The organism is Paenibacillus mucilaginosus 3016 (assembly GCF_000250655.1).
GTDB classification, from domain to species: Bacteria; Bacillota; Bacilli; order Paenibacillales; family NBRC-103111; genus Paenibacillus_G; species Paenibacillus_G mucilaginosus.
Genome location: NC_016935.1, coordinates 6,830,815 through 6,846,091, shown reverse-complemented (window position 1 = coordinate 6,846,091; position 15,277 = coordinate 6,830,815). Strand labels below are relative to the sequence as shown.

Genomic DNA, 15,277 nt, shown 5'->3' with positions numbered 1-15,277 from the left:
GCTCTATCTCCGGCTGCGTTCCTGCTAATGTCGGAGTTTTGAACAAAGGCGTCTGATTTTTAGGTTCCGGCGGCTGGACGGCTGCGGTAAGATGGGGACACGAACAGAATCAGTGCAGGACGGAGCTTGTGGGGACACCGCAGCGGAGGCACTGGATTCCATGGAACTCATATTCAAGGAGGTTACATCGCCATGAAAGCACCGCTGTTTCGGGATCCGGTCTATGACGGGGCTGCCGATCCCGTATTGATATGGAACCGCCAGGCCAAGGAATGGTGGATGATCTATACCAACCGCAGGGCCACAGCCCCGGGACGCGGAGTTGCGTGGGTGCACGGAACGGATCTCGGCGTCGCCTCTTCCTCGGACGGGGGACAGAGCTGGGTGTACCGGGGAACGCTGAGCGGACTGGATATCGAATGGGGGCGCCATACGTTTTGGGCGCCGGAGATCGTCTGGCATGACGGGCTGTATCACATGTATGTCAGCTACATCCGAGGGGTACCGGAGGAGTGGGCGGGCCACCCGAGGCATCTGCTGCACTATACTTCGCCGGACCTGCTGCAGTGGACCTTCCGCTCGCAGCTGGAGCTCTCGAGCGACCGGGTGATCGACGCGTGCATCTACCGTATGCCGGACGGCCGGTTCCGGATGTGGTACAAGGACGAGGCCCATCATTCCCACACGTATGCGGCGGACAGCCCGGATTTGTTCCAGTGGCAGGTCGTGGGGCCGGTGCTGACCCACCGGGCGCATGAAGGACCGAACGTGTTCCGTTTCAAAGGCTGGTATTGGATGATGATCGACGAATGGAGAGGTCAAGGTGTCTATCGATCGGATGATCTGGAGAACTGGGAACGCAGCGGCCTTATCCTCGGCGAGGGAGGCACAAGGGAAGACGATGGAACGATGGGCCTCCATGCCGATGTGGTCGTACAGAATGAGGAAGCGTATATCTTCTATTTCACCCACCCGGGAAGAAAAGACGGCACGCCGGAGGAGGCCTATGACAGCCGAAGATCCTCCATCCAAGCGGCGAGGCTCCATGTAAAAGACGGCGTGCTGGCGTGTGACCGGAACGAAGCTTTTGTGCTGAATCTGCAGCCCGGGGAAGGGCCGGGCCTGGAATAGGCGGCGGCCGGCGGGGGGAAGAAAGGCTGGAGCATCGCAGAGGAAAAGGGGCAGTCCAAGGCAGGGCTGGCTAAGTCCGAATGATCCGGGGCCGCCGAAGCTGCCGTGCTTGCCGGGGCTGCTGTGCCAATGCACCGCTTCTGCCGGTGCCTACAAAAGAAGCGCTAAAAACGAAAGCCATCCGGACGTTCCCGGATGGCTTTTTTCGACAATAGGGAATCTGCGACTGGGCCTGTGCCGTCGATACGCTACCGGAGCCGCGAGACCGGGAATACCTGCCGGATCTGCAGGGCGATCAGTGCGGCCAGCACCGCCTTGACGGTATCGCCGGGCAGGAACGGGTAGCAGGCGGCTACCATGGCCTTCTGCATCGGAAGGTTCGCCACATGCGCGAGCCAAGGCACGCCCGTCACGTAGAGCATCAGGGAACCGAACACCTCGGCTGCGAGGAACAGGCGGACAAATGCCCAGACGCCGCGTCCCTGAACGCGCTCGCTCACCCAGCCGATCAGCAGCGCAGCGAACGGGTAGGCCCAGATGAAGCCGCCCGTCTTGCCGAGAAGGAGCGTCAGTCCGCCGTTGCCGTGCATCAGCGGAAGTCCGGCCGCCGTCAGCAGGACCACGAGGCCGATGCTGATGAAGCCGTAGACGGGACCCAGGATGAGGCCGGCGAGCATCACGACCAGGTTCTGGAAGGTGATAGGCACCGGGGAGAAGCCGAGATGAATGTTGAAAAAGCTGGACGCGACAAACAGCGCGCCGAACAGTGTACTGAAGACGAGACCCCGGATGGACAAGGATGTTTTCATTGATCTTTCCCCTTTGTTTTGTTAACCTTGGATTATGGAATGTTGGTTAACAATATGTAATTAATGAGCATTCTATCACACGAATCTTACCCGGAAAAGAGTTTTTTCTTATGATCTCAGACCCATTTGTGCTGCTCCGGATGGAGAACCTTACATATACCTTACCTACGGCCGATGGAAACCGGCTGCTGCTTGAAGATATCAACCTGTCCGTCAGGCAGGGGGAATGGCTCGCCATTGCCGGAACGAACGGCAGCGGGAAGAGCACCCTGGTGCGGACGATGGCGGGACTGTATAAGCCCACTTCGGGCACGGTACGGTTTCGCGATACGGACGCCGCTCCGGAGCTTGCGGGAAGCACCATTCCGCTTGTGTTTCAGAATCCGGATACCCACCTGCTCGGCGAGACGGTCTACGAAGAAGTACGCTTCGGCCTCGAGTATATGGGATTGAGCGACGCCGAAATGGATGCCCGCACGGAGGAAGCGCTGCAGGATACCGGTCTTCTTCCACTGGCCCGCCGCCGCGTCGATTCGCTCTCCGGCGGGCAGAAGCAGCTGGTGGCGGCTGCCGGCTGTCTGGCTCTGCGGCCCCCGCTGCTGCTGTTCGACGAAGCGACCTCGATGCTCGACCCCCTTTCGCGGGAGGCGCTGCTGGAGACGGCACGGCGCAAGCACCGGGAAGGGACGACCGTGGTCTGGGTCACGCAGCTGCTCGATGAGCTGTCCTATGCAGACCGTGTGGCCGCCGTGGATGGAGGCCGGCTGGTGTTCTGCGGCACGCCGGGCGCTTTTTTCTATGAACGGTCGGCTGCGGGCGGCACACCGTGCGAGAGCCTCGGCTTCGAGCCGCCGTATGCCGTGCGGGTCGCTCAGGAGCTGCAGCGCCTCGGCCTGCCGCTTCAGCGTCTGCCGCTGACGGTGGAGGAACTGGCGGAGGCGGTGGCTCCATGCTGACCCTCTCGCTGCGCGGAGCCGCCGTGTATCCGGAGGGGGATGCTTCACGCCGGCCGCTGCTGCGCCCCACGGATGCCGATCTGCGGCCCGGAGAAATTACGCTTGTTATCGGCAGAACCGGGGCGGGGAAAAGCACGCTTCTGCTGGCCCTGGCCGGCTTGGCTCCGTTGACGTCGGGGACGATCCGGTACGGGGAGATCCCGCTGTGGGAAGGGGAGAAGCTGCACAGGGAAGCTCCCGGGCTGATGGGTATCTCCTTCCAATATCCCGAGAGGCAGATGTTCGCGCAGACCCTCCGCAGGGAGTTCGCGTATTCTCTGCGGCCGCTCCGTTTGTCCAAGGAGGAAATCCGGCGGCGAACGGAAGAGGGCATGCGGGCTGCGGGGCTGCCCGAGGCTCTACTCGAGGAGGCGGTGCTGACGCTCTCCGAGGGGCAGAAACGCCGGGCGGCGCTCGCGGTTACGCTGGCCGTCAAGCCGCCTTGGCTGCTGCTCGATGAGCCGACCGCAGGCATCGATCCCGGCGGCATTCCGCCGCTGCTGGACGCGGTGCTGGCCCACAAGCGGGGAGGTGGCGGTGTCGTGATCGCTTCCCACGATCTCGACACCTTCTTCCCCGTCGCCGACCGCGTGATCGTCATCCGCGACGGGGCCGTCGCGGGCGACCGGCCGCCGGAGGCGTGGTGCGCCGACCCGGCGCCGCTGCTGGCGGCAGGGGTCGGGCTGCCGGCCTCGGTGCGGCTCGCCGCTGCTTTGGCAGTCCGGGGCTGCAGCGCCGGTGTGCTGCCGGCGGACCCGGCGGCGGCCGCGGCGGCGCTCCGGCGCAGCCTGGAGGCGGCCGTGGCGGTGGGGGCCGAGGCGCCTGGCGCGGCTGCGTCCAGCCCGATTGCCGCCGCAGCGCCCGGCGGCCCGGCCGAGCCTTCCGCCGCAAGGCCGGGCCGCCCGGAAGCGGCTGTGGCCGAGACGCTTGGCCTCGGACATGACTGCGCCGCCGCAGCACCGGCACACCCGCGGGAGCCAGCCGCGGTAAGCGGCGGCTCCGTCCTCCCGCTGGCGCCTCCTGCGCCCGGGGCTGACGAGCACAGCGCAGCTACCGCTCGGCAGGACGGCACACCCGCCCAGGCCGCAGCCGTTCCCCTCCCTCCAGGGCGGGGAGACGGTGCCGACGAGGCGCTGACGGATGCGGAGCCCCCGGACCCGGTGCATCCCTGGATTCTCCACCGCCACCCGGTGGCGAAGTGGATCGTCTATCTGCTGCTGTCCGCAGGCATGCTGATCCAGGGCACTTGGGCCGGCCTCGGAGCCGGAGCCCTGCTGCTGCTCTTCTGCCTGGTGCGCTTCCGCGTACCGTCCGGAGCTGTGCTGAAGCCGCTGCGGCCGTACCTGCTCTTCCTGTTCTTCTCCTGCCTGCTGGCGGGCATGCAGTGGGGGGCGGCGGAGAGCGGGGCTGCGGGCGTGTTCTCAGCCGCGCAGGCCTCCGTCACGTTCCGCCAGCTCACGAATCTGGCGCTGGTGATGATGCTCGGCTTTGTCTTCGTGCGGGTGACGGGGCAGCGCGGGCTGCGCCAAGGGCTCGAGCAGGTATTTGGCCTCTTGTCCCGTGCCGGCATTCCTGTCGGCACGGTCAGCCTGTACGCCGCTCTGCTACTGCGGATGATCCCCCAGCTGCTGCAGGAGATGGGCCGGATGTCGCTGATCGTCCGCTCCCGGGGACGCGCGCGGGTGAAGCCCGGCCAGATCCGCCTGCGGGACGTGCCGCCTTTTCTGATCCCGCTGCTGCTCTCCATGATGAAGCATGCGGAGGATCTGGCGCTCGCGCTGGAGGCCAGAGGCTGCCGGATCGAGGGGCCTTCCGTACGACGCAGGGAGCCGATCCGGTGGGACCGGGGGGACATTCTGCTGCTGGCCGCTTCCGGAGTCCTTGTTCTGGGACTTCTTGCGGTTGCCGGCTGGGCGTAGGGTATGCTACCATGACGGAAGAAAAGAGTTTGTAATGGAATATTGATAGGAACACTAGGGGTGCCGCCAAGGCTGAGAGAGACGCAGGTCTTAACCCTTGAACCTGATCTGGGTAATGCCAGCGAAGGGAAGTGGTCTGCCGTCCGCCGCACGCACCTGTGTCCATGGATGTATGAACCGCTTTCCTTCGGGAGAGCGGTTTTTTGCTTTTCCATCCTGCACATGGTTCAAGCTCTGCGTCATGGTTCAGGCAAGGCGCTGCCCAACCTGTACATGAGGGGGAAGCTGGGAAGTGAAGAACACACCGAAGCATACGGTTCAGGGGCTGCCGGGCGGGGAGACATCTCCGGCATCGGGCCTCCAATCTGCCCTGAGCGAAACGCTCGAGCGATTAACCGGCCTGGTGGAGCAGCGGCAGGACGAGCTTCTGGCGCTGGCCTCGAAGCTGATTGCCTTCCGCACGCCGGCTCCGCCGGCACGCAATACGGAGGAGGCTCAGGCCTTCGTCGCCTCCTATCTGGAGGAACGGGGATTCTCCGTCGACCGCTGGGACGTGTATCCCGGCGATCCCAATGTCGTGGGGGTGCTCAAGGGAACCGAACCGGACCGCTTCCGGAGCCTCATCGTCAACGGACATATCGACGTGGCGGAGGTGAGTGAGGACGAGCCCTGGGACCAGGACCCGTTCGCGCCGGCGGTGCGGGACGGCCGCCTGATCGGCCGGGGCGCCTCGGATATGAAAGGCGGGCTGGCCGGCGCCTTGTTCGCCATCGGGCTGCTGCATGAGGCGGGGATCCGGCTGCCGGGCGACGTCACCTTCCAGTCGGTGATCGGCGAGGAGGTCGGCGAAGCGGGCACGCTGCAGTGCTGCCGGCGCGGATACACGGCGGACTTCGCCGTGGTGGTCGATACCAGCGACCTGCACATCCAGGGCCAGGGCGGCGTGATCACCGGCTGGGTGACGGTCCGCAGCGCCCGCACCCACCACGACGCTACGCGCAAGCGGATGATCCATGCAGGCGGAGGACTCCACGGCGCCAGTGCCATTGAGAAGATGATGAAGGTCATCGCAGGTCTCCAGGAACTGGAGCGGCACTGGGCCGTTATGAAGAGCTATCCGGGCTTCGAGCCGGGCACGAACACGATCAATCCGGCGGTGATCGAAGGAGGCCGCCATGCAGCGTTCATTGCCGACGAGTGCCGGCTGTGGATCACGGTGCATTTCTACCCGGACGAAACGTATGAAGGGGTTGCCCGGGAGATCGAGGAGCACTTGCAGCGGGTGGCTGCGGCGGACCCGTGGCTGCGCGAGAATCCGCTGGAGTTCCGCTGGGGCGGCACTTCGATGATCGAGGACCGGGGCGAGGTGTTCCCGTCCCTGGAGGTCGATCCGGACCATGAGGCCGTCCGGCTGCTGCAGCGCTCGCACGAGGGGGCGCTCGGCGTACCGGCTGTGGTGGATGTGTCGCCTACCGTGACCGACGGCGGCTGGTTCGCCGATGCCGGCATACCGGCCGCGATCTACGGCCCGGGGGATCTGCAGAACGCCCACGCGGTGAACGAGAGCGTATCCGTCAGGCAGCTCGTCGATTATACGAAGGTGATGCTGCGTTTTATCTACGAATGGGGCCATACGCCCAAGGAGTAACCATCGATACTACGAGTCAAGGAGAGGGTTAACGATGACATTCACGCAGAGGCTGCTTGGCAAGCTTGAGGGAGTCTGGCGGCAAAATCACTCGCATCCTTTCGTCCGCGAGATGGGCGCAGGGACGCTGGACCGGGACAAATTCCGCTTCTACATGATCCAGGATTACCTGTATCTGATCGATTACGCGAAGCTTTTCGCCCTGGGGGCGGTGAAGGCGAATGACCTGGCGACGATGGAAAAGTTCGCCGCCCTGCTGCATTCGACGCTGCATGAGGAGATGGCGCTGCACCGTGCTTATGCGGCCCGCTTCGGCATCTCGGAGGAGGAGCTCGAGACGGCGGAGCCGTCGCCGATCACGCTGGCCTATTCGCACTACATGCTTCATGCGGCGCAGAACGGATCGCTTGCGGAGCTCGTCGCCGCCCTGCTGCCCTGCATGTGGAGCTACTGGGAGATCGGCAAGGAGCTGAGCCGGATTCCGGGTGCGGCCGACCACGAGGATTACGGCGAGTGGATCCGCATGTACAGCTCGGAGGAGTTCGAGGCGCTGGCCCAGTGGTGCATCGGCCTGCTCGACGAGCTGGCGGAAGGGCGCTCCGAAGCGGAACTGGCGAGGCTCGAGGAGATTTTCCTGAACACGACCCGCTATGAGTACATGTTCTGGGACATGGCCTATCACGGCCAAATGTGGCCGGCGGGCTGATCCGTCCCCGGTAACTATAGAAGGCCTCCTGCGACGGCATGCGGGAGGTCTTTTTACTGGCCTGCAACCCCCCGTTCCAGAAGCGTAAGGAACACCTCCGGGGCGACCTCCAGCTCCCCGGCCTCCTTGAACCCGCAGTTCGTATAAAGCCGCTTGGCCGGCCCGTTCTTCGCCCCGGTGCTCACCCGGTATCCTTTCACCCCAAGATTCAATTCGAGCAGAAACCGGATGAGGGAGCCTCCAATGCCCCTGCGAAAAAACATCGGATGCACGACCAGCCGCGTAATCTCCATCGTGCCTCCATCGAGCTCGTAGGCTGCCGCTCCGGCAAGCTCCCCGCCGGCGAAGTATCCGTAGAACGTCTCCCCGGATTGGGCCAGGGACTCTACGGTGTCATTCAGAGCAGGAATGCCGTGGAACCCGATCAGCTCGGCTTCGACGAGATAGGACGGGGTCTGCACCTTCAGCAGATTCGAGGCGGTTTCCGGGTCGGTTAGAGCGAGTCGGACGATCATTGTGCGTACACATCTCCTTTTTCGGTCAAGAGGTTATAGTCATTCGTATGGTCTGGTCATGGTTCTGATTCTAATGGTGGTTCTAACTCTGGTTCTATTCTGGTAAGGGTTCAGGTTCTGCTTCCGGGTTCCACGATACGCGGTACAGGCAATCCCTGTCAATCACGTGCGGATGGGAAACACCGTTTTTTGAACAAGGAAGTCGGCTCTGTGGATGGACGAATCTCGGCCTCTTCGTTATAGTCGGGTTAGATTGGGGCGGACGGATCAGCCGCCCAATGCCGCACAGATGTCAGGAGGATGAAACCATGCTTCGCAGGGATGAAATTCGGATTCGCGATCCGTTCGTGGTGCCTGTGCAGAACGAGGGGCTGTATTACCTCTACGGAACCACCGATGAAAATGTATGGCAGGGCCCCGGCGTCGGGTTCGACGTGTTCCGCAGCCGGGATCTGGAGTCGTGGGAAGGCCGTTCCCTGCCTTCCGGCCGGAGCTGGGCTTCTGGGCGGACCGCCACTTCTGGGCGCCGGAGGTGCATCTCTACGAGGGCCGCTATTATATGTTCGCTTCGTTCAAGGCGGAGGACCGCTGCCGGGGCACGCAGATTCTGGCGGCCGACTCGCCGCTCGGGCCGTTCGTGCCGCTGATCGGAGGGCCTCTAACTCCTGCGGGATGGGAGTGTCTTGACGGCACGCTGTACCTCGATGAAGAAGGGGCTCCCTGGATGATCTTCTGCCGGGAGTGGCTGCAGGTGCATGACGGCGAGATGTATGCGGTGCGCCTGACACGTGATCTGCGGGGCACCGAGGGCGAGCCCCTGCTGCTGTTCTGCGCTTCGGAGGCTGCGTGGACGCGGCATGCCCGGGAGGAGACGGACTATGTGACGGACGGGCCGTTCCTGCACCGCACGGAGTCCGGTGAGCTCGTCATGCTGTGGTCGAGCATCGGGGACAAGGGCTATGCGATCGGCTTGGCCCGTTCGGCGTCGGGCCGCATAGAGGGCCCTTGGGTTCACGACGCGGATCGGCTGCTCGAGGAGGACGGCGGACACGGCATGCTGTTCCGCGCCTTCGGGGGCGAGTGGATGCTGACGATCCACGCACCGAACCGGACGCCGAACGAGCGGCCGGTGTTCTATCCGGTGAAGGAGCTGCGGGCATCGGGCCTGCTGTAAGGGAAGATGGAGAACAGTCTGCCAAGGGGCGGGCTGTTTTTCTTATGGAAAGCAGGTATAATGAGGGGGCTTTCCGAAGGAGGTTACAATTATCCGTTCCGTATTCCGGTATTTGCTTCAGAAGATGGCTTCAGCTGGATTTGCCATGCTGTGTCTCTGGGCTTTATTCCTGCTCATGGGCGGAGGGTATCTATCTTTTCGCCTGATGGAGGAAATAAACTTATGGGGAATCCTTTATCTTTACGGCGCTGCATGTTCTATCATCATCGATATGTTCGTACGATACCTTCCTTCCTATCGACCCCTTAAAGAGGGGCTGCTCTATGCTTTTTTCGGTTATTGTTACTTTCCGGCCGCCGGTTATCTCAGCAAAGGGGCTGCGCTATCCGCTGGGGAGTTGTTCGGCACCCTGCTCGTTACCGGTACCCTGGGGGCGATTACGGCGTTGATCTTCTGGGCAGGCAGCAGACTGGCGTCCAAACATCCACGGACCTCTTATTTGATGGGCATTGTAATCCCCGGAGTTCTTTTCCTCTCCATGACGATTGTGAACGATCTGAAAATTGGATGGAAGGAAACCTTTTCAAATTCAACTTATGAGGCAGCTTTTGATTTGTTTAACGGTGCCCGGGAGATTCCGGTAGAGCTGCGCAAAGGACAAACGCTGGTCTTCAGTTTTTTATGGAATGTAAAAGGAGGTTCGTCCACGGGTCATCATGCCCTGAAGCCAAACGGCGGGTATGCTGTGCTGCAGACAACCACTGATCATAAAACCGCCATTAGAGCAGAGGAGGATGGCGTCTATCGAATCGTGGCTAAAGCCAGAGGAGGAGGCAGCGGGAGCTTCAAGGTTACATGGGAGATCCGTGATTAAAGAAAAAATAAATACGACCCCACAAGGAGGCACCACCATGCAAACGATAGAAAAAGTAGGCGAACGATTCTGGTACCAAACCCCCGTGTCCGAGACGGACCGGCCGATTCTCGGCATGGTCGTGGGGCGGGAGCGGAGGCTCATGATCGATGCGGGCAACTCGGAAGCCCATGCCCGGTATTTCCTCGAAGAGCTGGAGGAGCGGGGAATCGGGGCGCCGGATCTCGCGGTGCTGACCCATTGGCATTGGGATCATATTTTTGGCCTGGAATGGCTGCATCAGCATGCCGTGTCGATCGCGTCCAGCGGGACGAGGGAGGCCATGGAGAAGCTCGTGCCCTTCTCCTGGAGCGATGAGGCGCTGGACCGGCGGGTGGAGGAAGGGACGGAGATTGAGTTCTGTGCCTCCGCCATCAAGAAAGAGTTCCCTCTCCACCGGGACATCCGGATTGCGCTGCCGGTGATGACCTTCGAGAACCGGATGGAGCTGGACCTTGGCGGAATAACCTGTGTGCTGCAGCATGTGGGCGGGGACCATGCCGGGGATTCGGTGGTTGTGTACATCCCCGAGGAGAGGATCCTGTTCCTAGGCGACTGCATCTATGCCGACATCTTCTCCGCCAAACGGAACTATACGCCGGGGAAGACGCTCGCACTGCTCGAAGTCCTGGAGACCTTCGATGCCGAGACGTACGTCCTGTCCCACTGGAAGCCGGTGTCGAAGGCGGAGTTCCGGGAGGAGGCGGCGCTCCTCCGGACGATGGCTCAGCTCACGGACGAGTTCGCGGGGGATTCAGCCCGGATGCGGGAGGCGTACGAGAAGCGGAAGGGAAGAGGGCTGACCGAGGAGGAGCTGGAGACGCTGGAGTATTTTGTGAACGGGGTCGTCCTTCAGAAAAAAACTTCCATGACATAAAGCCTGCGATTCTCTGCGTCCAGCACCGCCAGCATCCGGCTTCCATCCTCCTTGGTCCGGGTCAAATACAGCAGGCGTTCGTGGGAGGGGACCGGATGGTTCCGGAACTGTTCCTCCAGCACCTGCGACTCCTGGGAATGCAGCTCCTTCATCAGGGATTGGAAGGAAGCGACATGGGCCTGTACGGCACCCGGGACTCCGGCGGAATGCCATGTATTGCGTCCCCGGAGCTCTTCCACAGCCTCTGCGCTGTACTCGACAATGACGTACTGATCCGGGTCCCGGCCGACATGCTCGAACACGGTGGTCGTCCGCTGCTCCGGAGGCGTCTCGAAAGCCCAGTTCGCCTGCCAGACCTCGATTTGATTATACCGGGTCCCATACTGCAGCCAGACCACGAAGACAACCACCAGGAACAGGGCGAGGCCGGCAAAGGTCAGGACGATTTTTTTGAACATACCGTATACCTCTTCCGTACTTATTCGTCACCTTGCGGCGGTTACTCTCCTTCTCCCCGCCGGGCCTTCGGCAGGCGCTTCATATAGGCCTGGGCGTCCCGCTGGAAGCCGAACTGCTCATACAGGCCGTGCGCATCCCTGGTTCCCAGAATCCCGGTCATCCATTCGAACTCCGGCGCATTCGTGATGAGCTCCACGAGCTTCTTGGAGATCCCTTGACCCCGGTACGCTTCGAGGACGAAGACGTCGCATACATAGTAGACTGTAGCGCCGTCGGTGACGACACGGGCGAAGCCGACCATCCGGTCCCCGTCGTACACGCCGTAGCAGACTGAACTGCGGATCGAAGCGCGGATCCGCTCCGGCTGCCTGAGGTTCGCCCAATAGCTGCCCGCCAGGAATTCGACCACCGTCTCCACCTGAATTTTGGACGGATCGTCACTGATTACATACTGCTTGTAAGTGGTTTCCATCGTGCACCTCCGGCATGAATGACAATACTGATGCTGCTCTCATTACAGGTACGATTACTGCCCTCTAGTCTACCATAAGTTAGTAGATTATGTACGCGGGGAAGGACCGCAATTCATAAGAAATCCGGACACCGGCAGCATGGTACAGTAAAGGCAAACAAGGGCCAAGGGCTGAAAAGGATGGATGAACATGGCGAAGCATAACACGTATTTTTTCTCGGAGGATGCAAGGGCGCAGGCGGATTTCTATGTACAGGCGCTGGGCGGCGAGATTCAGGCCGTCATGACGAACGGGCAGCTGCCGGAAGCGGCGGAGGGAACGAAGGATAAGGTCATCCACCTGAGCATGGTTGCGGCGGGGGTGAACTTCTGCCTGGCTGATGCGGAATACGGACCGGTCAGCTCCGGGAATGCGGTCTCCCAGTGCCTGACCTTCGCGACGGAAGCCGAAGCCCGCGAGGCGTTCGAGAAGCTGTCGGAGGGCGGGACGGTAAGCCAGCCGCTTGAGCCGGCGTTCTGGGGGGCGCTGTTCGGACAGCTCGAGGACAAATTCGGCGTCCAGTGGATGATCACCACGGAGTCGCAGGAGTGCCAAACCCCGGCTTGATTTGCCCATAGAATGAGGAATGAGGCCGCCGTGATTCACGGCAGGCCTCTTTGCTGTGCCCGGCAAAGCTTTTGCTTGTGACCGAGGACGGATAGCGCAGACAGCGGGAGGTCGGCGGATCAAGGACATGGCGGCATCCGAGTCCGGCTTGCGGGCCGGCTGCCTGGCATGCTTTTACCCAAGGGGCCTCCCCCAAGTGCGCACAAGAATGCTATTCATCAGGCTACGGGAGTGTTAGTTTTTACCAGAATTCCCCACTATACTGAAAAAGCAAGAAGGCCCCTCGATGCGGCTCCCTCCCGGAAGGGAACTGGACCGACCGGGGTTGAACCTGGTGACCTGCCTGCCGGCTCCTGCAAGGCGGGGAGGAAAGCGTTACCTGTCCGGGAGAGGGCTCAAGGCGGCTGCGCAGCAGGGCACAGGAGAAGGAGGCGGTGGAGCAGACGAAGACGGTGGAGAACGGAAGATCCACACCGGCGGCCGAAACAGCGGTTCTTGAGATGAAATGCGGAGAGGAACGCGGGTATAACCGAAGCAGGTGGAATCCAATTCAGTTTTCATACGAGAGGATGGGTGAATGATTTGAGGAACAGCGTATGGCGGAAAATGTCCTTGGTGCTCGCTGCGGCGGCGCTGCTGGGGGGACTGCTGCCGGCAGGTGCGGCAACGTCCTATGCGGCGGAAGCGCATGTGGACAATCCTTTTGCGGGGGCGACGGCTTATGTCAACCCGGATTATGCGGCGCAGATCGACACGTCGATCGCCAAGGTCTCGGACCCCGCACTGCAGGCCAAGATGGAGACGCTCAAGAGCTATCCGACGGCGGTATGGCTGGACCGGATCGCGGCGATCGGCGGCGGGGCGTCGAACGGCGGACGCCGGAGTCTCGAGGGCCATCTCGACGCGGCGCTGGCGCAGAAGAAGGGCACCGCGCCGATCACGGCAACGTTCGTCATCTACGACCTGCCGGGACGCGACTGCCACGCTCTGGCGTCGAACGGCGAGCTGCCGCTGACCCAGGAGGGTCTGCAGCGCTACAAGACGGAGTATATCGATGCGATTGCGAGCATCTTCGCCAATCCGAAGTACCGGGATATCCGGATTGTCACCGTGATTGAGCCGGACGGCCTGCCGAACCTGGTCACGAATCTGAGCGATCCCAAGTGTGCGGCGGCTAACTCCAGCGGCATATATATTGCCGGCTTCCAATATGCCCTGAACAAGCTGCATGCGATCCCGAACGTCTACAACTACCTGGACATCGGCCACTCCGGCTGGCTCGGATGGGACGATAACCGCCGGGGCGCGGTTACGCTGTACACCAACGCGGTCAAAGGGACAACGGCCGGCCTTGCGAGCGTAGACGGCTTTATCACCAATACGGCCAATACGACGCCGCTCGTCGAGCCGTATCTGACGAATCCGAACCTGTCGATCAACGGACAGCCGATCCGCTCATCGAAGTACTATGAGTGGAATCCGAATTTCGACGAAACGGATTTCACGGCTGCCCTCTATGCGGACTTCACGGCCGCCGGCTGGCCTTCGACGCTCGGGTTCCTGGTGGACACGGGCCGCAACGGCTGGGGCGGCGTGAACCGTCCGGCGGGAGCTAGCGGTTCGGATATCGACACGTATGTGAACTCCGGCCGGATCGACCGCCGCGCTCACCGCGGACTGTGGTGCAATAACAACGGCGCCGGCATCGGTCTGCCGCCGCAGAACGCTCCGGCCGGCTACGCCGCATCCCATATCGATGCGCTGGTCTGGGTCAAACCGCCGGGCGAATCGGACGGGGCGAGCAAGTTCATCCCGAATGACGAAGGCAAGCTCGCCGACCCGAACTGCGATCCGACCTACACGAACGCGGACGGCGTATTGACCGGCGCGATGCCGGATGCGCCGCTGGCCGGCCACTGGTTCCATGACCAGTTCGTGATGCTCGTGCAGAACGCCTATCCGGCGATCCCGGGTTCGGGCGGCGGCACACCGGCGGTACCGGCTGCACCGGCAGGCGTGAAGGCAGCTGCAGGCAACGCGCAGGTCACGCTGACGTGGGATGCTTCGGCGGGAGCCGCGAGCTATACCGTGAAGCGTGCGTCCGTCAGCGGCGGACCTTACACTACGGTAGCTGCAGGCCTGACGGCCACCAGCTTCACGAACACGGGCCTGACGAACGGTACGGTCTACTACTATATCGTCACGGCTTCGAACGCTGCCGGCGAAAGTGCGGCGTCGGTGCAGGTGAGCGCCGTGCCAAGCAGCGGCGTGAGCGTTCCTGCCGCACCGGCCGGCCTGACGGCCGCCGCGGGCAATGCGCAGGTGACGCTGACGTGGAGCGCTTCTGCAGGAGCGACGAGCTACACGGTGAAGCGTGCGACCGTCAGCGGCGGTCCTTACACGACGGTAGCGACGGGCCTGGCGGCCACGAGCTACACGAATACGGGCCTGACGAACGGCACGGCGTACTATTACGTGGTCAGCGCGGTGAACAGTGCCGGCGAGAGCGCGAATTCGGCTCCCGTGTCCGCAGTTCCAGAGGGCTCCGTGACACCGCCGGCCGGCAGTCTCGCCGTCCAGTACCGTGCAGGCAACACGAATGCGGCCGACAATGCGATCTCGCCTCATTTTAACATCAAGAACAACGGGACGGCGGCGGTGAACCTGAGCGACCTTAAGATCCGCTACTACTTCACGAAGGACGGAAGTGCGGGTCTGGATTCCTGGGTGGACTGGGCGCAGGTGGGCGGTGCCAACGTGCAGCGCGTCTTCGGCAGCGCCTCCGGGACCGGAGCCGATACGTATGTGGAGATCAGCTTCACGGCGGCGGCGGGTTCGATCCCGGCCGGCGGCCAGACCGGTGACATCCAGCTGCGGATGGCGAAGACCGACTGGTCGAATTTCAACGAGACGGGCGACTACTCCTTCGATGGGACGAAGACCGCGTATGCGAACTGGGACAAAGTCACGCTGTACCAGGGCGGCAAGCTGGTTTGGGGGATCGAGCCTTAGGGGGAAGACCCTCTGAGGTTAGCAGATGTATTGCGGGGGA

The 15,277-nt window shown here is 62.3% G+C and carries 14 protein-coding genes, 1 pseudogene and 1 riboswitch; of the genes and pseudogenes, 11 read left to right on the top strand and 4 right to left on the bottom strand.

Going from position 1 to position 15,277, the window contains the following annotated elements; genetic code table 11:
• Positions 1-192: 192 nt before the first annotated feature.
• Positions 193-1,131: a family 43 glycosylhydrolase gene (locus PM3016_RS28245; RefSeq protein WP_014371794.1), complete on the top strand. Its 939-nt coding sequence runs from the start codon at positions 193-195 to the stop codon at positions 1,129-1,131.
• A 248-nt stretch (positions 1,132-1,379) separates the two neighbouring features.
• Here the strand turns inward: PM3016_RS28245 and PM3016_RS28240 are convergent, their stop codons facing one another.
• Entirely contained in the window at positions 1,380-1,940 is a 561-nt protein-coding gene (locus tag PM3016_RS28240; RefSeq protein WP_014371793.1) for a biotin transporter BioY, read from the bottom strand.
• 110 nt (positions 1,941-2,050) lie between these two features.
• Between PM3016_RS28240 and PM3016_RS28235 the strand changes: the two genes are divergently transcribed.
• The 4 genes from PM3016_RS28235 to tenA all read left to right on the top strand — a co-directional run bounded on the left by PM3016_RS28235 (position 2,051) and on the right by tenA (position 7,208).
• Complete coding sequence (locus tag PM3016_RS28235; protein WP_013919832.1) at positions 2,051-2,896, top strand: ATP-binding cassette domain-containing protein; 846 nt, start codon at positions 2,051-2,053, stop codon at positions 2,894-2,896.
• A complete protein-coding gene (locus PM3016_RS28230) occupies positions 2,890-4,854 on the top strand; it encodes an ATP-binding cassette domain-containing protein (RefSeq protein ID WP_014371792.1) in 1,965 nt (654 codons plus the stop codon). Before PM3016_RS28235 ends, PM3016_RS28230 begins: the two co-directional genes overlap by 7 nt.
• Before the next feature lie 46 nt (positions 4,855-4,900).
• Positions 4,901-5,001: riboswitch (TPP riboswitch) on the top strand.
• Positions 5,002-5,224: 223 nt separating this feature from the next.
• A complete protein-coding gene (locus PM3016_RS28225; protein WP_187298040.1) occupies positions 5,225-6,502 on the top strand; it encodes an acetylornithine deacetylase in 1,278 nt (425 codons plus the stop codon).
• A 34-nt stretch (positions 6,503-6,536) separates the two neighbouring features.
• Complete coding sequence (tenA, locus tag PM3016_RS28220; RefSeq protein WP_014371790.1) at positions 6,537-7,208, top strand: thiaminase II; 672 nt, start codon at positions 6,537-6,539, stop codon at positions 7,206-7,208.
• Between the two features lie 53 nt (positions 7,209-7,261).
• On the opposite strand, the gene PM3016_RS28215 is transcribed toward tenA, so the two are convergent.
• On the bottom strand, positions 7,262-7,723 hold the full coding sequence (locus tag PM3016_RS28215) for a GNAT family N-acetyltransferase (protein ID WP_014371789.1): 462 nt from the start codon (positions 7,721-7,723) through the stop codon (positions 7,262-7,264).
• A gap of 308 nt (positions 7,724-8,031) precedes the next feature.
• On the opposite strand from PM3016_RS28215, the pseudogene PM3016_RS28210 reads away from it, so the two are divergent.
• The 3 genes and pseudogenes from PM3016_RS28210 (at position 8,032) to PM3016_RS28200 (ending at position 10,687) form a co-directional block, all read left to right on the top strand.
• Positions 8,032-8,897 (top strand): annotated as a pseudogene (locus PM3016_RS28210) (glycoside hydrolase family 43 protein).
• A gap of 145 nt (positions 8,898-9,042) precedes the next feature.
• Positions 9,043-9,771: a hypothetical protein gene (locus tag PM3016_RS28205; protein ID WP_014371787.1), complete on the top strand. Its 729-nt coding sequence runs from the start codon at positions 9,043-9,045 to the stop codon at positions 9,769-9,771.
• A gap of 37 nt (positions 9,772-9,808) precedes the next feature.
• Complete coding sequence (locus PM3016_RS28200) at positions 9,809-10,687, top strand: MBL fold metallo-hydrolase (RefSeq protein WP_014371786.1); 879 nt, start codon at positions 9,809-9,811, stop codon at positions 10,685-10,687.
• On the opposite strand, the gene PM3016_RS28195 is transcribed toward PM3016_RS28200, so the two are convergent.
• Positions 10,663-11,145: a hypothetical protein gene (locus tag PM3016_RS28195; protein WP_014371785.1), complete on the bottom strand. Its 483-nt coding sequence runs from the start codon at positions 11,143-11,145 to the stop codon at positions 10,663-10,665. The genes PM3016_RS28200 and PM3016_RS28195 overlap by 25 nt on opposite strands.
• Before the next feature lie 41 nt (positions 11,146-11,186).
• Complete coding sequence (locus PM3016_RS28190) at positions 11,187-11,618, bottom strand: GNAT family N-acetyltransferase (RefSeq protein ID WP_014371784.1); 432 nt, start codon at positions 11,616-11,618, stop codon at positions 11,187-11,189.
• A 190-nt stretch (positions 11,619-11,808) separates the two neighbouring features.
• On the opposite strand from PM3016_RS28190, the gene PM3016_RS28185 reads away from it, so the two are divergent.
• The 3 genes from PM3016_RS28185 (at position 11,809) to PM3016_RS28180 (ending at position 15,237) form a co-directional block, all read left to right on the top strand.
• A complete protein-coding gene (locus PM3016_RS28185) occupies positions 11,809-12,225 on the top strand; it encodes a VOC family protein (protein WP_013919819.1) in 417 nt (138 codons plus the stop codon).
• A 434-nt stretch (positions 12,226-12,659) separates the two neighbouring features.
• Complete coding sequence (locus tag PM3016_RS38915; protein WP_013919818.1) at positions 12,660-12,806, top strand: hypothetical protein; 147 nt, start codon at positions 12,660-12,662, stop codon at positions 12,804-12,806.
• Between the two features lie 25 nt (positions 12,807-12,831).
• Complete coding sequence (locus PM3016_RS28180) at positions 12,832-15,237, top strand: glycoside hydrolase family 6 protein (RefSeq protein ID WP_420798977.1); 2,406 nt, start codon at positions 12,832-12,834, stop codon at positions 15,235-15,237.
• Positions 15,238-15,277: the final 40 nt, after the last annotated feature.